The following is a 26,373-nucleotide window of genomic DNA, read 5'->3' as shown; positions in this document are numbered from 1 at the left end:
CTCGAGTGTATTCTACAGTTTGTGTTACTGGGGCGATGGCTTCATGTCCTGCTGGTACTTCGTAGTTAATGGTACGAGTTACTGACATATTCATATCCTTGTTTGAAGGATCATATGGCACTGGAGTTGCATTTTGTTTTACATAAGTAATGGTATCAGTAATATCGCTCGAATCTGGATTTACTGTTACTGCTGCTCCTTCTGTTGCCTTAACACCATTTACGTAACTGTCGTAGCCCTTAACTTGAGGTACTGAGTAAGCTCCAATTTCATAAGTAGTTACATTATTTACTACTTTAGATCCCTCTGGACCTTGCCATGCGTTCCAACTAATATTACCTGTTACTAAGTCCTTCACACCAGTGCGTTGGAATGGAACGGTAGTAGTTCTCACAGTAATCTTATCAGCTTCGGTCTTACCTGCTGGAACTTCGTAAATAGTTTGTGTTACTTCACGGTAAGTATCCCTATTGGACTTGTCAACTGGAACATTTTCAGTACCGTGTTCAACCTTGTAATCTACAGGTTGTGGATCATCTGAACCGAACTTGTAAGATCCGATAACTTGTTGATTTGGAACTAGTTTCCAGTTAGTTGGAACATTTCCAGGTACATCAACATTAACAGTTTCATCAGTCTTACCTGGAACATTGTAAGTACCTACCACATTACCATCACCGTCAACATAATTAATTACTAAAGTATGTTCGTTAGCAGTGTAAGTTACATTAACAGTTTCATTTGATGAATCTGGGGCAATAGTTCCTGAAGCTGGAACATATTGCTTACCATCAACAGTTTCAATAGTTGCTCCAGTGGCAGTTGCAGTGTAGCCAGGTTTAGTTACTTCATATTGTGGGAAGTTAGTTACTTCTTGTCCTTCACTATTCTTGGCAGGTGCCCAATTAGTGTAACTTATTTGTTGATCTGCTGGCTTAGATAGGTCAGTGATCTTAGCACGACTGTAAATTACGTGTTGAATAACTGGAGCACTTTCACCTTCAACATTAATCGTACGAGTAATATCACGGTAAATATCGTGGTTAGTCTTGTCATCAACACCTTGATCAACCTTGATTACATTTACAGCTACTGGAACATCAAGATAACTGCCATCAGTGAAGTTAATTCTTACTGTTGCAGGAGCCTTAGCATTAGCTTCAGTAAGACTTGGTAAAGTTTGCCAGTCAATTGAACTAATTTCAGCATTATGGTCAGCAGTTAAATCACTAGTGTTTACAAGTTTAGCAGCATCCCCTAAAGCAGCCTTCAAATCAGTAGTATCAGAGTTAACACTTGGAATAGTACCGTTAGCTTCTGCACCGTAAATATAAACTGATGGGAATGGATAAGTTGATACTGGACCTTTTCCATAAATTGGCCAGTTTACACTTGAGCTGTTAACAACAGCTGAATACTTAGGATAACCAAATTGATTATTGACCCAGTTAGTATAAGTAATAGTCTTGGTTCCACCATTGTTGTCTGAGTCCAAACTTGTTGGTTGACCATTACCCTTGATTGCACCTAATGCATTATTGAATAGAACATTGCCTGCTTCAGTCCAACTAATCTTAATGTCGCTAGCATTAATAGATTGTGGAGCATCAACAGTTACACCAGCTGGATTATCACCAGTTTGGGTAAGAACATATGCAGTCTTGTCGTCATTTAAAGTGTAAATGTATGGCTTACTGTAGTTTTGACCACCTTGGTAGTAGCTTAACTTGAAGTTTTCAATTACGGGCTCACCAATGATGTTCTTGTCAGAAGTCTTGTGAGTTACTACATCATTGGCATGCAAGCTGAAGACGTGGCCGTTATCGATAACAGTAACATCTCCTTGACCATTTACAGCAACCGGAATTGTTACTGTTTCAGTAGTACCATCTGGATAAGTTACAGTTGCCGTGCCAGTAGTTGCACCAGGCTTTGAAGTATCTGGTTTAGTAGTCCAAGTTGCACTTGTTGGATAACCATCAACTGGAGTAGTACCACCATTATTCAAGTTGGCAATACCTTCAGTAGCAGCTGGATCTCCACCAACAGTTGTAGTAATCGTCTTAATTTCTGGATTAGCGTTAACAATTACATTAGTTGAAACTGTATCTTTAGAACCATCTGGGTAAGTCACGACAACAACTGCTGGTTTCTTACCTGGTTTAGTAGTATCTGGAGTGTCTTGCCAAGTATAAGTTGTACCACTTGGTAAACTACCAGGGTTCTTAATACCTTTTTCAGCATCAGGAACTTCTCCAACCTTAGTTGAAACATCTTGCCCTTGTGGGGTATTGGTTTCTGCATCAGTAGTTACCTTGATTGAACTTGCTGGAATGTTGATGTCCAAGTAAGTTGGATTGCCATTAGCATCTTTATCAGTAAAGGTAATCTTAATTACGCCATTTTGACCTTGTGCATTAGGTTTAGTTGCCCAAGTAGTAGTTGCAATTTCATCAGTTGGAATATTGTTATCTACTAATTGTCCAAATTGTTCACTAGTTAAATCTGAGCCAAGTTTAATTTCAACTGGAGTAGTGACATTCTTAGCACCAGCACCTTTAGCATCAATGGTGAATGGATTAGTAGTTACAACACCATTCTTTGAGCCAAGGATATTTTTAGCGGCATCATTATTAGTGAAGTCAACATTAACACTAGTAGTAATTTCTTTACCTACTGCAGTTGCGGTGTCAACGTTAGTATCTGGAACTGTAGTCCAACTTACAGTTGATGGATCAATGGTAATTGGAGTTGCCGTAGTCGAAAGTTTACCATCTATTAATTCGTAACCTTCTGCAGTTACAATGCCACCAGCAGATAGAACTTGTGAATTTTCAGTAGTTTCATGAGCGTTAAGTTTAGAAGTGTCAACGCTAGTTACAACTGCACCCTTATCACCCCAAGTTACAGTTTGGCCAGCTTTAGTGACAATTACTGGCACAGTAGTTTCATCAGTACTCTTGTCTGGATAAGTTACAGTTACTGGAATATTGTAAGCACCTGGAGTTTTTGGTTTAACAGTTACAGTACCAGTTGCTGGATCAATCGAAGCCCAATCTGGTGTATCAGTTCCCGTGGTAAAGGTAGTTCCAGCTGGAGCAGTTACATCCTTACCATCTTGATCAGTAAATGATGGATCATCAGTAGCAGTTTGACCTTGCTCAACATTTACTGGCTTGTATGATGGAGTGTAAGTCTCTGCATCAGTCTTATTAGTTACTACAAATGGAATATCAACGAAATCAATTGAACCATCAGCATAAACAACTGTAGCAGTTTGGTATGCTGGGGTAGTACCAGTTACTTCTAAATTACCATTGCTGCTAGTTGGAACAGATTTTGGTTGAATCAATGGGTAATTCTTGTATTGGTCGTTGAATTCTTTCCCATCAGTAGAAGCATCATACCAGTGAGTCTTAGTCCAATCTACAGTCTTATCATTATCCAAAGCACCGGCAACAATACCATCTGGTCCTTGAATATTTTCAATACCATCTTTAACTGTAAAGTCAGCTAACTTATGTTGAGTATTAGTATCAATTTCCTTTACAGTTGGTTGGTACTTGATATTATCCTTAATGTTTTGGTCTTGGTTTAACTTAGTACCCATTGCCAAACGTTGTGGTTGCCACCAACTAAAGTTGTTTAGCAATTGGTTCATGTAAAGCATTTGAACTGTCTTATCAGATAAGTTATTCAAATCAACACCGCTAGTAATACTTTGACCACCCTGATTCTTACCGAGGGTAACTGCGTTAGTATCAGAGTTAATTAGCTTATCAGTACCTTGGCTAGCTGTTGGTTGAGAAGTACCAGGGGTAAAGGCATCTGCATAGTTTCCCCAGTTGTTGGTTGTCATCAAGTTTTGCAAGTACCAAACATAGGATGGAGCGTCACTAGTATTACCTTGTTCCCATTGAGCAATTGGCGTGTTGTATTCTCCTGATGCAGTACCTAAAATCTTATCCTTATCACTGTTAATTTGAACACCATTATAATTCAAGTAAGCGCCGTTAACTGTACCTTCAAGACGGATGAAGTTACCAACAGAATCGCTATTTAAGCGTTGGAAGTTTAAGTATGCAGGGTTAGTAATATCTAAAATTGCTTCATTACTCGTACCAAATAAAGTGACTAAACCGTATCGAGGAATCTTTGGATTGTTCAATCCCATAGCTATCCAGTTAGAACCAGAAGGAATAGCTGCATTATCTTGTAAGTCTAAAGTAGCGCCATCACCAATTTTTACTGTATAAGTATCGTTGTTAACACCACCTGAACCAAAGGAAATTAATGGTTGTACTGCTGTTAGAATCTTTCCACTAGCATCAGTAGTATTACGGATAATTGTTAAACTACCTTCGTTAATTAAACTAGAATCGTGACTACCAGTACTACCTGCATATCCAACAGCCAGACTGATTGGAGCATAGTGGTACCCATTATAATCAGTTACTCCATTAGGAACTGATGCTACGCCGTTATTATCTTGCTTGGTGTTAATAGCTACACTACCACTCTTACTAATTGTCATATCACCAGTAATAATTGCAGATGAGTGACCAGCGCCCATATTAGCATTTAAATTACCATTAACTGTAACTGATCCATTAAGGAATTGTCCAGTTACAATACCTTTAACATCAGTAGTAGTTGCAGCATCATCTAAAGCTTTGGCGTTTAAGTTAAGAGTTGCGCCTTCATTGATAGTCACATTACCAAGGTCGGCCTCAATCATATTACCGCCAGGGTTAGCCATATTATTAGTCTTGTAAGTACCAACATTCATCGTGGTAGTACCAGATTCGACCGTTAAATTACCAGTTTGAATAGTTGAACCATAGTTAACATTTTGACTATTGTCAGCATTAACACCATTGTTATTAATGGTGTTGTCACCCTTCAATACGACATTAATTACAGATTTATAAGCACCAACATCTAAGGCAGCATGGCTAGCACCCGCAATAAATGGTCCTTGCTTGATGTTAGCAGTAACACCATCTAAAGTAATAGTATCTTTTTGGCCATTAGTAGTATTTACATTACCGAAATAGAAGGTACCATAACCACCACCATAAATAGTGCGTTTGTAACCATCACCATTAACAGTAATATCTTTTAAAGTTAAGTCCCATGCCGGATAATTATCGCCTTGGTTAGCGTTAGTAAAGGCTAAGAACTTTTCACCAAAGTTAAGTGCAAACTTGCCTTGACCATCAATAGTTACCTTACGGGCAATATCCTTTGCAGTTACATCTAATTCACCGTAGTAATCATTAATCGCATTGGCAACATCACCGCCAGCGGTAATATCGTGTGTTAAGACAATGTTACCAACATTTTGGTTAATTAAAGCTGCACCAAATGAATTCCAGTCAGATACCTCTTGGGTTTGACCTTGGCTGGGATTTGCAGTAGCTAAAATAGTAAACATATCAGTGCTTCTTAATTTATTAGCTCTAGTAGCAACAGTAGCTTTTGATTCATTACCAGAAGCTTGATTTTGTTCGTTAGCACTGGCCGTATTAGATGTTTGCTGATCGTCTGCCGAACTTGCTGAAGCAGCAGAAGATGAAGCTGGCGTTGTTACTGAAGCGTCACCACTCTTTGCAGCTGCAGCCTTAGTAGCTTGCTCAATTGCATCTGAAACAGCATTTTCATACTTTTGAGCAGCTGTTTCTGAAGCAGGTGCAGCAGAAACAGTTTGATTATCGCTTGATTGAATACCCTGTGAGTTTGGAGTAGTTAATGTTGCTTGACTGTTAGCCTGATTAGAAGCACTATTTTGTGTTTCTGCTACTGGTTGACTCCCAGCTTCATTATTTGCTTCTGCAGTTGTATCAGCAGAAGCATTCATCCCCATGAATGTAAAACCAATAAGGACTGAAGCAACCCCGACAGTGAGCTTTTTAATTGCAAAACGTTGCTTTTTCGGCTCTTGCTTGCGGAATTGTTCCTTTCGATTATTCTTCGATAACATACAATTGTCCCTCCAAATAATAATCTATAACTTAATTTATTAGTTTACGCCATAAATTATATGCGTTTTTTTTTTTTTCAATCGGCAAGCCTCGCGGATATTTATAGAACTATTGCGAGAGTAAGGAGAAAGAATTTTAAAAAATATTCCATTACATGAAAAAGTAATCATGTAATAAACAAAAAAGTGTAGGTAAACATTTCGCTTACCTACACTTAAATGAAATTAAATTTTATTCAAAACCAACATTTACCATTGATTCATCATTACGAATAAAGATAGCACCACGGTTGCCAGGACGCGTTTCCCAGCCCGCAATTGGTTCGCCATTGAAGAAAAGTCGCTTAGCCTCAATTTCACCCATTACCGATTGATCAGTAAAAACAGTCACGCTGCTCAAATCAGTCTCTAACGGGTATCCAGTCCGCGGATCTAGTAAATGATGATAACGACGACCATTTTTAATCAAAAATCGTTCATAAATCCCAGATGTAACTGCCGAACAAGCAGGCTCGCGAACAGTTGCCAGATTTTCACCACGGTGTAATTGCGGATCCTGCACACCAATGATCCACTGCCCATCATCCCGCCGTGGCGACTTACCAACAAATAAGAGATTTCCCCCTAAGTCGATAATTCCCGCGGGAACGCCAGCTTCAATCCAAAGATCACGAATACGGTCCGCAATATAGCCTTTTGCAATCCCGCCAAGGTCTAATTCCATCCCCGGCTCTTCTAAATATACCGTCCGTGCGTCTCGGTTTAACAATACTTTATAAGGATCGATCAACTTTAACCGCTCTTTGATCTCAGCATCACTTGGCACCTGCGCCCCTGCAAAACCGATTTTCCATAGTTTTACTAACGGGCCAATCAAAGCGTTAAAGCCAAAGTTTTCACGACTATATTTCACTGCCAGTTCAATGAGGTCAAAAGTCGTTGACGATACCATTTTCGGGGTTTTACCTGCACCATGGTTCACCGACATTACTTCTGATTCATTACGGTTAACCGTTAGTTGATCTTCATAGCGGTCAATTAAGTCCATCGATTTCTTTAACAGCGAAAAATATGCGTTACCAAAAATCGTTAAATTTATGCGAGTTCCGAGAGCATGATGAGTCATCACATGCCGTTGCGCCATCAATTCATTATTCATAATTAGTTTTCGGATGCACCTGTTGTCGCATCTGCCTCATCATCATTTGCGTCTACGCTGCCTGCATCGGATGCGCCAGTTGTAGCGTCCGCATCAGTATCATCGTTTGCTGCTGGTGCTGGGGTCGCAACCACTTCACTAGCATTATCGGCGTTATCATCATCACTTGATTCTGAAGCACCAGTTGATGCGTCAACACTGTCAGCTTCTTCACTGTTGTCATTAGCATCTTCATGCTTAGATGCACCAGTGTTACCATCAGTACTCCAGGCACCATTTTCGAAGAGGTTAAGAATATATTCCACACTACCAGTAAATTCGATAGTTCCAAGGTAATGACCATTAACATCACGTAAAGCGTAGTATTGGATCAATGAACGGTGACCATTCATCCATAATGGACGGGTAACAACGTCTTTTTCACCATTCCGGAAACTGTTAATAATCTTCATAACAGCCGGAACAGCCAATGGTGGATGACATTCTTGAACAGTTTCTCCGAGAGAAGCTATATTCCGAACGTGTTCCCGATTTGGCTTGTCAGAGAACCATGCGAAATGGTCAGTACTGTCGATTAAGTCAATTTCAAATGGGATTGTACTGAAGATTTGTTGAACTTCTTTTAATGTCAACCGACCAGTTGGGAAGCTAATGTACGCTTCACTGATCGTTGGTTGTTTAATGGACATATCCAGTCCCTCCTTATTTGCATTTTCAAAGATTTGAATGTATTCCACAAAATGGGTAAAACAGATTTCAAGGTTATCACGTGCTTCCGCATTAACTAATCGGCCATCTTTTGAGAAAGAATGACTAGCATTACCAATCAAAACTTCATTTCCTGGCAACAAGTTAGCGTCACAATCAGGAGAAACCAAGATCTGCCGCATTTGAACTTGCGATCTTGCAGAAGCTTGACGTCCATAAGATACACCAACAACCATAACAGGCTTGTGCTTTAACACATCGGTCTTGTAGGAAAGCCATTCAACCGTGCTCTTCAAGGCCGCAGGAATACCATGGTCATATTCAGGAGTAGAGAAGATAATCCCATCAGCTGCCTTAACCTTTTGCTTTAACTTCCATACCTCTGTTTGTTCAGAAAGAGGAGTATCAACGCTAAATGCTGGCAATTGGCTAATTTCAGCGATCTCAATATCAGCCATTTGACGGAAGTGCTTTTTCATGTATTTAAGCAAAATCCGGTTATATGAGAAATTGGCATTTGTTCCAACTAAAGCAAGGATTTTCATTACTTGTTCGCCTCCTTCTTTTCGGCAACCATGCGATTGATTGCCTTGGCGTAGTGTTTGAATTCACGCATACATTTTTCTAAGAAATGAATAGTGGTTTCGTTAGTAATATCGCCATCTTTATCAATGATATTAGCAGCATCACTCATAAAGAACTCTTCGTTTTGGAAAATATAAGCATTAACACCTGGTGAGATTAAAATATCTCGTAATTGAACTTGGGAACGGGATGAACCTTGGTCATGGGTAGAAGCACCGATGATCATGACCGGCTTATTTTCTAATGGGTGAACTTCATAGGAAAGCCATTCGATTACACTCTTCAAAGCAGACGTAACAGAGTGGTTGTATTCTGGGCTGGCAATAATAACAGCGTCGGCGCTTGAAACACGACGATCAATATCAGCAACAACCTCAGGAATCTTTCCCTTATAATTTTCATTAAACATTGGCACTTGACGAATATCAATCACATCAATATCATCATCACTAAAATGACGGGCAATAAATTCTAATAACATCCGGTTGTATGAATGATTAGCATTTGACCCGGCAATTGCAGCAATTTTCAAACGTGTCACTTCCTTTAAGTTATTTATGCAACATTTCACATTATTATTCTACTATATTTTACTCGATCAAAAAACATATTATTAGTAATATGCACACTTAATTGACTATTTCCATAACAATTGATTATAAGTTTGGCTAAGTCATCATTCTCAAAATTAATTACGCGATTTTTCATCCCCGACATATTTGTCCAGTGGTATTTGGAGATGTGCTAAAATATTAAACACATTGAATTAATAGAACGGAGAAATAATATGACACAAACTAAACAGCATGAACAAGATGTTGATGTATGGGTTGGGAAACGATTTCCACTCACGATTCGTCGCCTTGGCGTTAACGGGCACGGAATCGGCTACTATAAGCACAAGGTATGTTTTGTCCCTGGTGCCCTGCCAAATGAAGTCGTGGTCGCGGAAGTTACACGCGTTCTCCCACGCTACCTTGAAGCTAAAATTCACCGGATCCGGAAAAAGAGTCGGGATCGGGTAACACCACGAGATGAATACGCTGATATCGCTGGTGGTTTTGAACTTGAAAATCTCGCTTACCAACAACAATTAAAGTTTAAACGGCAAGTAATCATTGATAGTCTCGAAAAGTTTCAACCATACGGCTACCGTAATTACGATGTTCGCCCAACTATTGCAGCCCCTGAAGAATACGGTTACCGTAACAAGGCCCAGTTTCAAGTCCGAATGGTCAACGGCAAAGTAGCAACCGGTCTTTACCAACCAAACAGTCATACCCTTGTTGATATGGAGACTTGTGCTGTTCAAATGCCCCGGACAATGGAGACGGTTCGAGCCGTTACAAAGATGATCGAAGACTTGCAAATCCCAGTTTATGATGAAAAGCACAATAGCGGCATCATCAAAACCTTAGCAGTTCGTGAATCATGGTCAACTGGGGAAGTCCAATTAACCTTCATTACTAATTCTGCTAAACTTCCTCATAAACGCGAACTGCTTGAACGCATTGAAAAAGAACTACCAGCAGTTGTTTCAGTTATGCAAAACGTTAACCCGGGTGATACACCCTTAGTTTGGGGTGATAAAATGATCCACCTTGCTGGAAAAGATTCAATTCTTGAAAGCCTGATGGGACTTGATTTTAAACTCTCGGCACGCTCATTCTTACAACTAAATCCTGAACAAACAGAGGTATTGTACGAAGAAGCTTCTAAGGCCCTTGAACTAGACAAAGATGATACCTTAATTGATGCATACGCCGGGATCGGGACAATCGGTCTTTCCCTTGCATCGCGGGTAAAAGCTGTTCGCGGAATGGAAATCATCCCCGAAGCAGTTGCCGATGCTAACGAAAATGCCAAGCTAAATAATATTACTAACGCTAAATATGAAGTCGGCAAAGCGGAAGAAGTTCTTCCCCGCTGGCAAAAAGAAGGTCTCAACTTTGATGCTCTTGTTGTTGATCCTCCACGAACTGGGTTAGATGACCAACTAATCAAGCAAATTTTAAAAGTTAAGCCGCGAAAGTTTGCCTATGTTTCATGTGGCATGGCTTCTCTCGCCCGTAACTTACGGCGATTAACTAGTGTCTATCACGTTGACTACATTCAACCAATTGACATGATGCCTCAAACGGCGCGTTGTGAAGCAGTCGTGAAATTATCATTGCGAAACGGAAATAAGGAATAGCTATGTAGGCTGGAAGAAATTTTCTTTCGGCCTATTTTTGTTTTAAATAATGATTAAGCCCAATTGAAAACGTTTACAAAAAATTACAATTTCATTATAATAGGTTTAATAAGAAAACAATAAAGGAAGCCCGCCTATGAAGCCAACAATTAAAGATATTGCTCAACGGGCCCACGTTTCAACGGCCACTGTTTCTCGTGTTTTATCCAAAAAGGCGAAATCCTACCGTCCCGAAACTGCGGCTAAGATTGAAGCAATCGCTAAAGAACTAGGATACAAGAAAAACCTTGCAGCGGCTGAATTAGCTGCCAACAGCAGTATGTTAATTGCCGTCATCTTAAATAATACTCAAACGAATTTCTCAAATGATATCATCGCTGCTATTCAAGCAGAAACGGACAAAGCTGGTTACCAAATGTTTATTCTTTATGCTGGAAACCACGATGCCCGACTACTTAATCAAGCAATTAGCGTTGCCCTCGAACGACACGTTGCCGGTATTCTGCTAGTCGCAACCTCCCTCGATGAACAAGCCGCTCGCACCTTACAAGAAAGCAATACCCCTTGTCGGTTAGTATCGGTCTATGACGAAACGGATCCCCGATATATTGGATTTAAATTCACAAGTTCAAATAACGAGGAAATTGGTTATTCAGCCGCTAACTATTTAATTGAACGGGGACACTCACGGATTGGATTAGCCGGCATCGATCGTTCTTCAACCGGTAAGCAACGACTTCACGGCTACCAACGGGCAATGACTGAACACGGCTTGATCCCTCATATGGAGTGGATTGAATATGGCGATTACAGTTTTGGTCCTCAACAAAACATGCTCAAAACACTAATGGATAAGGACCTCGATGCGATCATCACAGCTAGTGATATGGTGGCCGTTGGCATGATCAGAGAGGCTCATTTACTAGGCCTTGATATTCCGAAAGACCTATCATTTATTAGTATTGACGGAACCTTTCTCTGTGACATCACCATTCCAACCATTACAAGCGTAACCCAAGACTTTTATCAAATGGGGTTAATCGCGGTTAGGAGCCTATTGAACGATGATGACTCACAATTTATTCCAATCCATATCACACCGCGAAATAGCGTAAGATTCCTAGGCGAAAAATCATTAGAGCATTAAAAAGGTCGCGATCTTTTATTGAAACAAATCGCGCCTTTTTAATATTCTTTTTTTGCAAGCGGTTGCACAAAAATGATAAGTTTGTTATATTAATCGTGTAAGAGCTTACATAAGCTCAAATTGCAATTATTTTATACATTTTTCGTTAGGAGTTGTTTTTTCATGAGTCAAGATGAGTCTGTTGTACTTAACCAAGACCAAGAAACTTCGACGAGTGGATTACCAATCTTACCAAAGAGTACCATCTGGATGATTAACTTTGGTTTCCTTGGGGTTCAAATCGCCTTTACGTTACAAGGTTCGCAAATGAGCCGGATTTTCCAAACAATTGGTGCTAATCCTAATAATTTGGGATGGTTCTTCTTACTTCCACCACTTGCAGGCTTGATTGTGCAGCCAATCATTGGTTATTATTCTGACCGAACATGGGCGCCCAAGCTTGGAGGACGGCGTCTTCCCTACTTGTTAATCGGGATGGTCATTGCCGTCATCGTTATGATTTTACTGCCTAATTCAGGAAGTTTCGGCTTTGGATACGGTTCATTAGCCGCCCTCTGGTTTGGTGCTATTACCGTTGCCTTCCTTGATCTTTCATCAAATATGGCGATGCAGCCATTTAAGATGATGGTTGGTGATATGGTTAATGATGACCAAAAGAGTTATGCATACGGGATTCAAAGTTTAATTTGTAATACTGGTGCCGTATTAGCAGCCATTTTCCCATTCCTTTTGACATGGTGGGGTGTATCAAACACTGCTAAAAAGGGTGTTGTTCCCCAATCAGTTGTAATTTCGTTCTACGTTGGCGCGGTTATTTTAGTCATCACCTGTCTCTTTACTATCTTCCGGGTTCACGAATATGATCCTGCAACTTATGCTCGTTACCATGGCATTTCAGAAGAAGATAATAAAAAAGGCGGAAACTGGTTTACCCTCTTAAAGCATGCTCCACGGGTATTTTGGAATGTCGCATTAGTTCAATTCTTCTGCTGGTTCTCTTTCCAGTACCTCTCAACTTATGCTGTGGGGGCCATCGCTAAGAATGTTTGGTTAACAACGGATGCTTCTTCAGCTGCCTACCAAGCTGCCGGTAACTGGTACGGTGTTATGACTGCGGTTCAATCAATTGCGGCAGTTGTATGGTCATATGTTTTGGCTAAAGTTCCTAATAATCACCACAAAGCTGGCTATGCTTTCAGTCTTTTACTCGGGGCTATTGGATACACATCAATCTTCTTTATCCATTCACAAAACGCCCTTATCTTCTCCTTCGTTTTGATTGGAATTGCCTGGGCTTCAATGAACACCTACCCATTAACAATGGTTACAAATGCCTTGTCTGGTAAACACATGGGTACCTACCTTGGCCTATTTAATGGTTCAATCTGTGTACCACAAATGGTTGCCTCACTACTTAGTTTTGGTCTCTTCCCATTACTTGGTAGTTCCCAAGTCAACATGATGCTTGTTACTGGGATTTCTGCCCTCTTAGGTGCAATTTCAGTTCTCTTTATCAAAGAAACTTACCAAGCTTAATTATTCTAAATAGAGTAGAGTTTGCAGACAATATTTGCAGACCCTACTTTTATTTTAAATAAGATTTGTTATAATACCTAAAAGTCTTTATGCAGTTTTTCGTTTATAATAAACATATTTTTGTATAAAAATACATCAAAAACTTGACAAAAGTATAAATTTACAGTAGTTTAGTATCAATCATTATCCTTTAATTTGGTCCCGTGAGGCTAACAAGGGCAGCGTTGTATTACTAACATTGAATTATACATATATATTCAATTTTTCGTATACGCTTAAGCCCATCACCAATGGTTTAAGCGTTTTTTATTAAACTTTTTTACAACGCGCAACTAGTTTATGTGATCAGTGGAAGGGTTTTGCAAGAAAGGATGAAACTCATGAAACGATATTTAATTCTAGAAGATGGTACTGTCTATACCGGTGAAGGTTTTGGCGCTACCAAGGCAACTCTTGGTGAGGTCGTCTTCACAACAGGGATGGTCGGCTACCAAGAAGCAATTACCGATCAATCATTTGCCAATCAAATTTTAGTCTTTACCAATCCTCTCATCGGTAACTATGGGATTAATAGTGAAGATAACGAAACATTGCATCCCCAAATCAAGGGCGTAGTTTGTCATCATGTTGCTCGTGTTCCCAGCAACTGGCGCATGACTGACTCACTCCCTAACTTCTTAGCAAAGCACCAAATTCCTGGCCTCCAAGGAATTGATACACGTGAACTAGTCCGTAAGCTTCGTCAATATGGGACATTGCGCGGAATCATGACCGATAATATTACCGATATCAAAGATAAGCTTGAACAATTAAAACAAACTTCGCCAACCCATAACATTATTAGCAAAGTATCTACTAAGGAATCTTACGCTAATCCGGGAACTAAGCGAACTGTTGTTGTTCTTGACTTCGGGATGAAAAGTAGCATTCTCCGTGAATTAAATAAAAGAGACTGCAATGCGATCGTCCTTCCTTATAACGCCTCAATTAGTGAAATAATGGCATTCAATCCAGATGGCATCCTCCTTTCCAACGGGCCTGGCGATCCACTCGAAATGACAAACGCAGCTGCAACCGTCGCGAAATTAGAAAAATATGTCCCAATCTTCGGCATTTGCATGGGCCATCAAATCTTTGCCCTAGCTAATGGTGCCAAAACTTATAAGATGAAATTTGGCCACCGTGGTTTTAATCATCCCGTCCGTAATCTCCAAACAGGAAAGATCGCATTCACCTCACAAAATCATGGCTTTGCGGTTGATCCATCCTCCATTGATGATACTGACCTCCAAATCACCCACCTTGAAGTGAACGATGGCACGGTTGAAGGACTCCAGCATTCAAAGTATCCTGCATTTTCCGTTCAATTCCACCCAGACGCTGCGCCAGGACCCCACGATGCTGAACAGCTTTTTGATAAATTCATGGCATTAATTGACAGTAATAAGGAGGTCCTCACCTATGCCTAAACGAACTGATATTCATAAAATTCTTGTCATCGGGTCTGGTCCTATTATTATTGGCCAAGCAGCTGAATTTGATTATTCCGGCACACAGGCTTGTCTCGCCCTCCGTGAAGAAGGATACGAAACCGTCCTTGTTAATTCTAATCCAGCAACAATCATGACTGATAAGGAAATTGCTGATCATGTCTACATCGAACCATTAACGGTTGACTCCCTCTCTCGAATTATTCGTCAAGAATATCCTGATGCAATTTTACCAACCCTTGGCGGACAAATTGGCCTCAACTTAGCTGTCTCCTTATCTAAAACTGGTCTCCTCGACGAATTAGGAATTGAACTTCTCGGAACTAAGCTGGATTCGATTGATGAAGCAGAAGACCGAGAAAAATTTAAGGAATTAATGAATGAGCTTGGTGAACCTGTTCCCGCCTCGCAGACAGTTAATACTGTTGATGAAGCAGTCGAATTCGCACACCAATGTGGATATCCAGTAATCGTCCGTCCAGCCTTTACCATGGGTGGTACAGGTGGCGGAATCTGCCATAATGATGTAGAAATGCATGCTATTGCCAAGAATGGCTTGGAATTATCCCCTGTCACTCAATGTTTAATTGAAAAGTCAATCGCTGGTTATAAAGAAATCGAGTTTGAAGTAATGCGAGATGCGGCTGACAATGTAATGGTCGTTTGCTGCATGGAAAACTTTGATCCGGTGGGAATTCATACCGGTGACTCCATCGTATTTGCCCCTAATCAGACCCTTAGCGACCGCGAATATCAGATGCTTCGTGATTGCGCGCTCAAGCTAATCCGTGCCCTCAAAATCGAAGGGGGATGTAACGTCCAACTGGCTCTTGATCCGCAAAGTTTCCAGTATAACGTTATCGAAGTTAATCCACGGGTTTCCCGTTCGTCTGCTCTTGCTTCGAAGGCAACTGGTTATCCAATCGCTAAAATGGCTGCTAAAATTGCGGTTGGCCTTACCCTCGATGAAATTAAGAATCCCGTTACCAAGACGACTTTTGCTGAATTTGAACCAGCACTTGACTACGTTGTCTGCAAAATTCCCCGCTGGCCGTTTGATAAATTCGCTCAAGCTGACCGACACCTGGGTAGTCAGATGAAAGCCACCGGAGAAGTAATGGCAATTGGTCGGACAGCTGAAGAAGCCCTCCATAAGGCTGTCCGCTCACTTGAAATTGATGAAAAAGACCTCTTTTCAGCAGAAGCTCATCATGCGCCAACAGATATGCTTGAAAAGAAGTTACGTTATCCCCAAGATGATCGGTTATTTTATTTAGCAGAAGCATTTCGGCGTGGGTACTCCCTTCAGCAAACTCATGACTTAACTAAGATTTCCCCTTATTTCCTCGATATCGTCAAACACTTGGTGGAACTCGAAGACGATCTTAGTACCAAGCCATTTGATGTGGAAACACTGATAACTGGCAAAAAATACGGTTTTAGCGATGCAACAATTGCCCGCCTTTGGCATACTTCCTCACAAGAAGTTCGTAAATTCCGAAAACAAAATGAAGTTCTCCCAGTATATAAGATGATTGATACCTGTGCTGCCGAATTTGCTTCTTCAACCCCTTATTTCTACAGCGCATATGACCATGAAAACGAAAGCCAACAAACAAAGAAACCATCGATCCTTGTTCTTGGTTCAGGGCCAATCCGGATTGGTCAAGGAGTTGAGTTTGACTATGCGACCGTTCATAGCGTTAAGGCAATTCAACGGGCTGGCTATGAAGCAATTGTCATCAATTCGAATCCAGAAACCGTTTCAACAGATTTCTCGGTTTCCGATAAACTCTACTTCGAGCCCCTCACGCTTGAAGATGTCCTAAACGTGGTTGATCTCGAACAACCAGTGGGCGTGATTGTTCAATTCGGTGGACAAACGGCGATTAATTTAGCAGAAGGTCTTGTTAAAAACGGGGTTAATATTCTCGGAACAACCGTTGAAGATCTTGATGCCGCGGAAGATCGAGAAGTATTCGATAAAGTTATTACTGATCTAAATCTTAAGCAGCCAATCGGTTTAACCGCGACTACTCACTCCACCGTTATCAAAGCGGCTGAAAAAATCGGCTATCCCGTTCTCGTTCGTCCAAGTTATGTTCTCGGTGGCAAGGCCATGGAGACTGTTTATAATCAAGAAGAACTGGAACAATACCTTCAACAAAACGCCTCCATTACTGCTGATCACCCTATTTTAATCGATGCCTACCTTGAAGGACGGGAATGTGAAGTAGACGCAATTTGCGATGGAAAGGACGTCCTTATCCCTGGAATTATGGAACATATTGAACATGCGGGCGTTCACTCGGGAGATTCAATGGCAGTTTATCCTCCACAACATTTTGATGACGATATTAAACAACAAATCGTTACTGCCACCGAAAAATTAGCAGTTGCGCTTAAATGTATCGGTATCATGAATATCCAATTTATTGTTCATAATCATGAAGTGTACATCCTTGAAGTTAATCCGCGAGCTAGTCGAACAGTGCCATTCCTCAGCAAGATTACAGGAATCGAAATGGCCCAAGTCGCTACCAAAGTTATCCTTGAACAGTCCCTTGCTGATCAAGGCTTTACTAACGGGCTTTACCCAGAGCCACAAACTATTCATGTTAAAGCTCCTGTCTTTAGTTTTAACAAGCTAGCGAACGTTGATTCTTACCTCAGTCCAGAAATGAAATCGACAGGCGAAGTGATGGGTACAGATACTACCTATGCAAAAGCACTTCATAAAGCCTTTTCTGGAGCACACGTTCAAGTTCCTAACAATGGCAAAATTCTCTTTACGATTGAAAATGAGGATGAAGAAGACGTTATCCTACTAGCAAAACGGTTTGCTCAAATTGGCTACCAAATTTTCACTATCCCGCAAACAGCATCGCACTTTAAGGATAACGGAATTCACGTCCATCAAAAAATATCCAACATTGATGAACTCAACCGACTCTTAAAAGCTGGGCAAATCGACCTTGTTATCAACACTATGCGCCATGATTATGAACAAGATTCACTTGGCTTTCAGATCCGCCAAAGTACAATCGCGCAAAACGTACCACTGATGACCTCACTTGATACAGTCAATGCGTTGCTGCACGTTAAAGAAGATCAATCTTTGGAAGCAATAACAATTAAATAGATAGTAAAAGCGAGACCGGATAGATTTCCAGTCCCGCTTTTCAACTATTCTATATTTAAGGAGAGATTTAATTAGTGTCATGCTTCTTTAACAGTTACCCCTTCATGAATTGCTTGGACAGCTAAAGCCCCAATAAGAAGAGAAATTCCACCAAGCAAAAGCATCATTGGTTGATTGTGACCAACAAGAGGGAAGAGGAAGAAACTACATAACGATGCAACAATTTGTGGAACACAGATCCCAACATTAAAAAGCCCGAGGTAGGCACCTTCATTTTTACCATTCAAAGATGAGGTAAGAAGGGTAAATGGAATCGTGTTGATACTGAAGTTACCAATACCAAACATGATCATTGCAATAATTGAAGTTGTCTTAGTTGTTACAAAAGTCATCCAAATTAACCCTAAACCACCGACGATCATTCCAAATGTGTACCACTTCTTCCGTGAGCCAGCCTTGGCATGAGCATAAATTAATCCCCAAACAATACCGGCAATGCTATAAACGGCAGTTAAAATCCCGTACCAGTTACCAGCAGCCTGATAACCAGCAGAAGTTACATCAGACGTATGCCAAATATTACGAGCACAGGTGCCAGTTGTGTATGTCCAAACATACATGATCGCAAACCAACTAAATAATTGAACCAAGTTGATTTCCCAGAAAGCGCGCGGTGCCGTCTTAATTAATTTCCAAAGGCTGACTGACTTATTTTGTTCTTCGGGATCAATGTGGTGGTATTTTGCATATGTTTCCGGATCATATTCCTTAACATTAAAGACCGTCCATAATCCAGTGAACAGGAGAACCGCCGCTGCACAAAGGTATGACCAGATAACGGTGTTTGGCACAACTCCTCGTTTAGCAGTATTGGACATCCCGAACATCGTAAAGATAAACGGTAAGATCGTTGCTAAAATTCCCCCACCATTGGAAAAGACTTGTTGCCAGGACCAAGCAAAGTTCTTCTGCTTGTTATTAACCATGTCACCAACGATCATTCGTGATGGCTGCATACAAATATTACTAAATAAGTCCATCAAACATACTGCCGTCGCAGCATAAATCATTGCAGCCATTGAACCATAGCCGAAGCCAAGTGAACCAGAGAATGGTAGCATAATCAAAACTAATGCCGCGATCGGTGTCCCGAATAATAGGTAGGGCAACCGGCGACCAAAGCGATTCCACGTCCGATCTGACATCTTCCCCATAATCGGTTGCACAATCATTCCCATCAATGGTGGAAAAATGAAGAAGAAGCCAAGGTTGTTAGGATTTGCCCCAATCGTTTGACAAATCCGACTCATCTGAGAACTCTGCAGTGAGAAAGCCATGTTTATTCCCAGAAAAGCAAATGTAATCGCAAATAGCTCTTTCTTTGGTAAATCTGGCATCCCTGTATCCAGATCAACCTGCTTCGTTTCAACTTTTTGTTTCGAATTCGAAAGTGATTTATCCATGATTATTCATCCCCACTCTAGTATTGATAAACCTTAGCTTCGTATGGCCGGATAGTATCATTTTGATCATCCTCATAATTACTAATTAGTAACTTCGCATCAGCTGGCACATTATAATGGCGGTTAACAGTCTCATCAGTATAGTTCAAGATTACCAACAAAGTAGTGTTATCATCTTGCCGTGTATATGCAAAGATCTGTTCATCATCTTCATTACCAGGAACTAACGCATACTTTCCATTAGTAATTACCGGCATTGAGTGTCGTAGTTCAATCAATTTTTGATAATAATAGAAAATTGAATTCTTATCAGCTAATGCGTTTTTGACATTAATCTGCTTGTAATTTGGATTAACCTTTTCCCATGGGGTATGGTCGGAAAATCCTGCATATTCGCTATCATCCCATTGCATTGGTGTCCGCGCATTATCACGTGAATGGATTGCAATGTACTTCATCATCGTCTTGCCATCAATCAAATGTTGATCATCGACAAGTTGGTGATAGGCATTAATCGATTCAAGGTCGACGTAATCTTCAAGCTTTGGGAAATAGGCGTTAGTCATGCCAATTTCTTCTCCTTCATAAATATATGGCGTTCCTTGCATCATGTGGGTCATAGTCGCTAACATCTTGGCAGATTTAACTCGATAATCTTCGGTCTGATCATTACCAAACCGTGATACAACCCGTGGCTGGTCATGGTTGTTCCAATAAAGGGAGTTCCAAGCCTTGCCGTACAATTTTTCTTGCCACTTCGTTAAGTTTGCCCGCAAATCTTTAAGGCTCGTCTTGCGATCATCCCACTTACCAAGGGCTGGATTAGGGTTGCTATCAAGGCCCATGTGTTCAAATTGGAAAATCATATTTAATTCTTTATTATCAAGACTGGCATACTTCTCGGCGTCTTCCGGTGTAGCACCCGGTGTTTCACCAACCGTCACCATCTTATGCTTACTCATAACATTCTTATTCATTTCTTGTAAGAACTCATGAATGCGGTGACCATTTGATACTAACGGTTCAACATTGGCGTATTTCTCATCTTCGTTCTTGTTAGCATCTGGCAATCCATCCGGCTTAGAAATTAGGTTAATAACGTCCATCCGAAAACCATCGACACCCTTGGCAGCCCACCAGTTCATCATGTCATAAACAGAGTGCCGAACTTTCGGATTTTCCCAATTTAGATCTGGTTGCTCTGGTGCAAAAAGATGAAGGTAATATTGGCCGGATTCATCATCATATTTCCAAGCAGCTCCAGAGAAGTAGGAACCCCAATTATTTGGCTCTTCACCATCCTTACCGTCACGCCAAATATAATAATCACGGTATGGGTTGTCTTTGCTCTTTCGTGATTCCTTAAACCAGTCATGTTGGTCAGAAGTATGGTTAACAACTAAGTCCATGACCAATTTCATTCCACGTTCATGGATGCCATCAATCAATTCTTGAAAATCATCCATGTTGCCAAGAGTTGGGTTAATTGCTTCATAGTTGCTAATATCATAACCATTATCAACTTGTGGCGACTCATAAATGGGGTTTAACCAAATGACATCAACACCTAATTTCTTAATATAATCAAGACGATCAATTATTCCACGAAGGTCACCGACACCATCATGATTGGTATCTTGAAAACTTTTGGGATAAATTTGATAAACAACCGATTTATTCCACCAATGATTGTTTTCCATAAAATAAAACCTCTCTCCATAAAACTACTATAATTTTCACTTTAACTATTAATGTAAACGTTTACTCAACTTCAATTAAATATTAACACCTATATTTTTAATTGCAAGCATTTTATGTAAACGATTACATTTTAGTAAAAATAAAATGCCAGGATGATCTCTCCTGACACTTCATTTTTTTATTAACGTCTCCGCAAATGACGCAACGAATGATTCGACCGTGCTGTATTTTGAAAACGACTGTGCCGACGAGGTGGTCGTCGTCCTGGCATTGGTAATGGTGCTGCGCTTGTCTCCTCTTCACTAACTTTAATTTCAACAGCAGGCTCAGGGATTGCGGATTCTTCAGATAATGTCTGAGTAGGTTCTGTTGGTGCCGCTTGCGGCGTGATGTCAAAGGAGATTGATAATTCATCCCCACCAACTGCTGCACTGACTGTAGGAGCTTCCGCCTGATTTCCTTCTTGTTCAGTAGCAGTAGGCAACTCCTCTTCTTCATCTGAATCAAATGAAATTATATAAGCTGATGAGTCAGATTCTTCTTCAACGGCTGCATCATCTGGAACTGAAACTGCACTTTGTGGAAAATCTTCTTGAGGTTCAACTTGCTCTTCCACAGCAACATTATTAATCGGGATATTTTCTTGGTTTTCTTCGATTGGTATTTCCTCTTCTTCCGCTTGAGAACTAGTAAACTGCTCCTGATGATCAGAAGCAAAGGAAATATCAACATCTTCCGCCACTCCTTCAATTGCTGAAGATTCAAAAGGTTCTTCTTGCTTCAAGTCTTCTGTTGTGACCGCTGCCGCCTCTGCTAATTTCTCCTTAGAAATAGCATGACCACTTGCGACCATCGAAGTTCCAGTAGCTGTCGCAGCCGTAGAATTACTCATATAAACATTTTGCTGGTCCATCCCAAATAAACGAGCCCGCAATCGTACTGTTCCATCAAGCTCATCATTATATTGGCCAACCACCCTAATAATATAGGACTCATTAGTCTGATCCGCACCAAAATTCAAACGCATCTTGTTATCAGCAAAAGACATTGTATAAGGCGTCTCGACAAGGTGATCACCTTCCACTACTGGGAATCGATTAGAAATATCCCGTAGTCGTTGGAGGTTTACCCCATATGATTGAGGCAACTTTAATCCCCGTGAATTACGATAAATTTCAATCCGCATTGTTGACGGTTTGACGATGGCATTAGATAATTCTTCCACTAGATCACTCGTGTTAAAGACAATATAGGCATGATTAAGGTCTTTTTGTGCCGGATTAACATAGATAATATCTTCAAAGAGCTGCTGATCCTTATCAAAATGCATCATCCGACTAGAAATCCCAAGAAACATATCGTTAGCAAGATCTGGATAGTCAATATCAATCGTAAAGTCTTTTCGGTAATCATCAACACTTATAAAACATTCTAAGCCAAATTCGTTCTCTGGGGTTGTTAGTGGATCAATTGCTAGTTCTCCCTCTAATTCACCAATTATTTGTCGATGCTCGGTTACGTAATTGGTAAAAGTATAGACAAGTTCGTGTTTATCACGGTCATAGGCCCCCATCGCAATAACAACCCCATCTTGATCACTAAAGTCAGGAACTGGTTTTTCAGGATGACCATTAGGCGCAACCATCAAATTTGATGATAGCTGAACAGTAAATTGATCGGCTGGTCGGACATCTTTAGCAACCGTGAAACTAACATGCCACTTGACGGTATCTTCCCGGGTCGGATCGAGGAAAAAGTCTGATTGGGTATTAATCTTGACATTATGTAAAATATGACCATCTTCATAAAATGATCCAAATTCAACTTGATCATGCTTCACTTGTTCACGGTCTTGACTTAGATCCTTGTCCACAGTATGGTATGCCGTTGCTGATTGTTGATTTTCATCAGGTATGCTCTGTGCGATCGCCATTAGTATTTCGCATAAGTTAGCCTTAAAGAAACCGGCACGTAAATTAAGAAGTCCATAGTAAAAATTCATTGCTTGATAATTATCCATCATTCCGCCCTCATTTTCGTCTTTAGATTATCAATAGATAACGACCAAAGGCTTCAAAAACATTTGATTATTTTCTGCTTTTCGTCTTCTGAATATATTATAACCAATTTTGACTAAATAGCTGATAGTTGTTGCCATTGCTTCCAAGTTTTTTCTTCTGCCAATTCATCTAGATTGTCATAGGCACCAGTACTCAAGCTTTGCAGTTTATCTTGGTCTTGTAATAATTTGACGACGGTTTGAATGAACTGTCCCTGGTTATTCAAAGGAATGATCTCGCCATTTTTACCTGAAGTTACCATTTCACGTGGTCCATAAAGGTAATCATAAGAAACCACTGGTACCCCATGGTTTAAGGCCTCGCCCATCGCTAATGGTTGCGCATCGATTCGACTTGCATCGACAAATAATTGAGCTTGATCATATGCCTCATCTAATGATATCTGGTAACCAGCAAACTCAATCGCCTTATCTAATCCAAGACTTTTAGCCTGCTTTTTATAGTTATCCATATCTTCACTAGTGCCATAACCATAGAAAGTTAGCTTACTTTCAGGAACTTGATGATGAATCTGCGCAAACATATTGATTAGTTGACTAGTTTGCTTATCTTCTGCCAATCTCCCAACATAAATCAACTTTCCTGGTGTCCGATCAGCTTCATTAATCCGTGCATAGTTAGCAAGAACTGGGGCCCCATTAATTACATAGATCGGCACAGCATTGTGAATTTGTTGCTGGAGAATCTCAGCTTGTTTTGCAGTCATGACGATTACCCCATCCCACTTGGCCGCATCCGTAGTAACAGGGTCTTGTAGCATAGCATTTAAGGGACCATTTATTAAGTCCTGACCATCATTAACCTGGTTCATCGGAAGCCATAAGAACTTCTTTGCTTTTGTCATCATTGATTGAACCGGTTTGATCGCAACTGCTGGCCGATCAGCAATAAATATATTGTCCTCACCATTCGCCTTATTCAATTCATCTAAAAAGAAGATAAAGAGGTCCTCTAAAGAATCAAAGAAACGATCCTGTCCCTGATAATTACGTAAAACATTCAGAGAATTGATCGGGGTATTTTCAACCGATTTTACAAAATACCGTTCAAGATACGTTTCTCCATTGGGGCGATAATAACGCGCATAGTATTCCTGTCCATCTTCACCAAAGAATTCGTCAGCTGCTTTAAAGCCACGAATATCATATTGTTGGCGAAGAGTCATATTACCAGCAATATCAAAGTAATCAACATGGTTAACTTGCCCAATCGTTCCAGCCGCAAAGTGAACTTCGCAAACGAGGCGGTCACCGTCTTTTACTTCACGATAGTTATTTCCAGTTCCTACTTGATAGTCAATTGGTAAAGGTAAATCCTCAGTGTGGAGCTTTTCACCTTGGTAATCAGTCGTGTTTGCAAAGAAATCATACATATTAACAATTTGGTCGTTAGTTAAACCAAATTTTTTGATGGTATCATGAAGAACGAGGTCGAAGTCACGAGTCACCAATTTAGCTTCTCCGCCATGCTTTTTAAATAGGGCTAGTCGTTTTAATTCAGCATGTTCAACACTGGAATTGTTACTTAATAAGTATTGGTTTACAAAAAAGTACACTTTACTCTTCCCCCTTTTCCTTCATGTCAGCAACTAATTCATTCCATAACTTCATCACGTTTGGTTCAGAATAACGCTCACTATCAGCATAAGCATTTTCACTCATCTGCGCTAACTGCTCTTGATTTTGCAATAAGTGAATGATCGCTTGCGCCAGCCCATCAATATCACCGTTCTTGGTCAGCAATCCATCCTGTTGATCAATAACGACATCGGAAGGGCCATATTTTATGTCATTAGCAATAATCGGCAACCCATGAGACTGGGCCTCCACTAAGGATAGCGGTAACCCTTCAGCCCGACTTGGCAAAATAAGTAATTGCGCGTCTTCGTAAACCGAATTGACGTCATCCGTATACCCATGGAAGGTCACAGAACTATTAATCGCTTCCTCTTTGACAATTTTATTGAGCGTCTTATCAAAATCATCATTAGCATAACCCCAAAAATCGAGTTTGGCATCTGGAACAGCCGCTAGTACTTGTGGCCATGCTTTTAATAGGTGATCTTGCTGTTTTTCAGGAGACAAGCGGGCAACCATGACAACTTGTTTCTTCGTTCGTTTTTTAAAAGGAACATGACGCTTATTAATAACTGCCGCAGGAACAATCGGACCGGGAATCCGGTATATCTTCACACCAAACTTGCCAAACCGGTCTTGAAGATCTTCTTGTTGTTGCGGAGTTAGGGCAATAACCCCATCCCAATCTTGGAGGTGCTTAAGTCCCCAATCATAGTTATAATTAAGGGTAGAATGAAGCATATCATTAGGATTATTGACATGGTCATTATGCAGTTGAAGAACCCGAAAGACCCGGTGCTTCATTTGCAAAACTGCCCAGCCTAGTTCATAAACCCGGTCAACGATAAAGCCAACCGGACCTTCACCACAGATTTGCTTGTCCGTGACCAACTCATCGAGGAAAAACCGGGTTAACTGGTCAAAACCGCTGAATTGATAGTCACGACCATGGTAATTAAAAAGATGGTAAGTTTTAATTTCCTTTCCCCGCTTATCCTGCTGGTGGGCTAGCTGGATTGCTAAGGTCCCATCTGGACGGTAATAGTTTTCCGTTGCCATTTTTCCATCCCAGTCATAAAGTTGTTCAACCGAGATAAAACCGCGGCTGTCAAACCAACTAACTTTGAGAAGCTTTCCATAATGATCAAAATATTGAATATTAATTACCCGCCGATCAGTATCACTGCGCCGACGGATATAGAGAATACGTTTGCCATTTTGATAATAATTATAATTAATCCCATCGGCCTTGCGCTCCCAATGAGGGTTAACCGGAATATCTTTAATTCGAATATTCCTTTGCGGGACTTCACAAGCCTCCTGAAAATAATCAAACAAGTTAATAAAGTTACGATCATCAATTCCTGCTTCTGCTGTTACCAAGTGTAATTCATTAGAATATTGCCGGGTAACAATCTTAGCCGGTTGATGATATTTTTCAAACAGATGCAGACGCTTAATTTGCGCATGCTCAATTCCTGATTTGTTTCGTTGAATATTATCGTTTAGGAAAAAAAGCATCCTCTATTTCCCCTTTCATGGTTATCACTTTGAGTTTACCATATAATTGTTAATATTCCTTGAAAGCCTGGTAGAGACGTTTCCTA

14 protein-coding genes are annotated in these 26,373 nt (G+C 40.5%); 5 read left to right on the top strand and 9 right to left on the bottom strand.

Annotation, left to right across the window (positions count from 1 at the left end):
- The 4 genes from LMC10_RS09565 to LMC10_RS09550 form a co-directional block, all read right to left on the bottom strand.
- Positions 1-5,983: Rib/alpha-like domain-containing protein (locus LMC10_RS09565; protein WP_229269675.1), on the bottom strand; the 5,983-nt coding region annotated here is incomplete at its 3' end.
- A gap of 232 nt (positions 5,984-6,215) precedes the next feature.
- Positions 6,216-7,142, bottom strand: coding sequence for an FAD:protein FMN transferase (locus LMC10_RS09560; RefSeq protein ID WP_229269674.1), 927 nt, complete (start codon positions 7,140-7,142; stop codon positions 6,216-6,218).
- A gap of 2 nt (positions 7,143-7,144) precedes the next feature.
- Positions 7,145-8,395, bottom strand: a complete 1,251-nt coding sequence (locus tag LMC10_RS09555; RefSeq protein ID WP_229269673.1) for an NAD(P)H-dependent oxidoreductase — start codon at positions 8,393-8,395, stop codon at positions 7,145-7,147.
- Entirely contained in the window at positions 8,395-8,967 is a 573-nt protein-coding gene (locus tag LMC10_RS09550) for an NADPH-dependent FMN reductase (protein ID WP_122481389.1), read from the bottom strand. The genes LMC10_RS09555 and LMC10_RS09550 overlap by 1 nt, the downstream gene beginning before the upstream one ends.
- 255 nt (positions 8,968-9,222) lie before the next feature.
- Here LMC10_RS09550 and rlmD point away from each other — a divergent pair, with 255 nt between their 5' ends.
- From rlmD to carB, 5 genes are all read left to right on the top strand, one after another.
- On the top strand, positions 9,223-10,629 hold the full coding sequence (gene rlmD / locus LMC10_RS09545) for a 23S rRNA (uracil(1939)-C(5))-methyltransferase RlmD (protein WP_229269672.1): 1,407 nt from the start codon (positions 9,223-9,225) through the stop codon (positions 10,627-10,629).
- A gap of 136 nt (positions 10,630-10,765) precedes the next feature.
- Positions 10,766-11,776 carry a LacI family DNA-binding transcriptional regulator gene (locus LMC10_RS09540; RefSeq protein WP_229269671.1) on the top strand — a complete coding sequence of 337 codons (1,011 nt, stop codon included), beginning with the start codon at positions 10,766-10,768 and terminating at the stop codon, positions 11,774-11,776.
- 162 nt (positions 11,777-11,938) lie between these two features.
- A complete protein-coding gene (locus LMC10_RS09535; protein ID WP_078009425.1) occupies positions 11,939-13,312 on the top strand; it encodes an SLC45 family MFS transporter in 1,374 nt (457 codons plus the stop codon).
- A gap of 380 nt (positions 13,313-13,692) precedes the next feature.
- The gene (gene carA / locus LMC10_RS09530) at positions 13,693-14,781 is read left to right on the top strand and encodes a glutamine-hydrolyzing carbamoyl-phosphate synthase small subunit (RefSeq protein ID WP_229269670.1); all 1,089 of its coding nucleotides are present in this window, start codon (positions 13,693-13,695) and stop codon (positions 14,779-14,781) included.
- Complete coding sequence (gene carB, locus LMC10_RS09525) at positions 14,774-17,944, top strand: carbamoyl-phosphate synthase large subunit (protein ID WP_229269669.1); 3,171 nt, start codon at positions 14,774-14,776, stop codon at positions 17,942-17,944. Before carA ends, carB begins: the two co-directional genes overlap by 8 nt.
- A gap of 77 nt (positions 17,945-18,021) precedes the next feature.
- Here the strand turns inward: carB and LMC10_RS09520 are convergent, their stop codons facing one another.
- The 5 genes from LMC10_RS09520 to asp1 (LMC10_RS09500) all read right to left on the bottom strand — a co-directional run bounded on the left by LMC10_RS09520 (position 18,022) and on the right by asp1 (LMC10_RS09500) (position 26,287).
- Complete coding sequence (locus LMC10_RS09520) at positions 18,022-19,407, bottom strand: SLC45 family MFS transporter (protein WP_042746034.1); 1,386 nt, start codon at positions 19,405-19,407, stop codon at positions 18,022-18,024.
- 17 nt (positions 19,408-19,424) lie between these two features.
- Positions 19,425-21,107 (bottom strand): glycoside hydrolase family 13 protein, encoded by a 1,683-nt coding sequence (locus LMC10_RS09515; RefSeq protein ID WP_229269668.1) that lies wholly within the window; start codon positions 21,105-21,107, stop codon positions 19,425-19,427.
- A 182-nt stretch (positions 21,108-21,289) separates the two neighbouring features.
- Positions 21,290-23,131 carry a fibrinogen-binding adhesin SdrG C-terminal domain-containing protein gene (locus LMC10_RS09510; protein WP_229269667.1) on the bottom strand — a complete coding sequence of 614 codons (1,842 nt, stop codon included), beginning with the start codon at positions 23,129-23,131 and terminating at the stop codon, positions 21,290-21,292.
- A 110-nt stretch (positions 23,132-23,241) separates the two neighbouring features.
- A complete protein-coding gene (gene asp1 / locus LMC10_RS09505; protein WP_229269666.1) occupies positions 23,242-24,744 on the bottom strand; it encodes an accessory Sec system glycosyltransferase Asp1 in 1,503 nt (500 codons plus the stop codon).
- A 1-nt stretch (position 24,745) separates the two neighbouring features.
- The gene (asp1, locus tag LMC10_RS09500; RefSeq protein ID WP_229269665.1) at positions 24,746-26,287 is read right to left on the bottom strand and encodes an accessory Sec system glycosyltransferase Asp1; all 1,542 of its coding nucleotides are present in this window, start codon (positions 26,285-26,287) and stop codon (positions 24,746-24,748) included.
- Positions 26,288-26,373: the final 86 nt, after the last annotated feature.

Origin of the sequence: Limosilactobacillus reuteri subsp. simiae (genome assembly GCF_020784875.1) — a bacterium.
Taxonomy (GTDB): domain Bacteria; phylum Bacillota; class Bacilli; order Lactobacillales; family Lactobacillaceae; genus Limosilactobacillus; species Limosilactobacillus reuteri_H.
The sequence above is the reverse complement of the archived record's forward strand: the minus strand, read 5'-3'. Positions and strand labels throughout refer to the sequence as shown.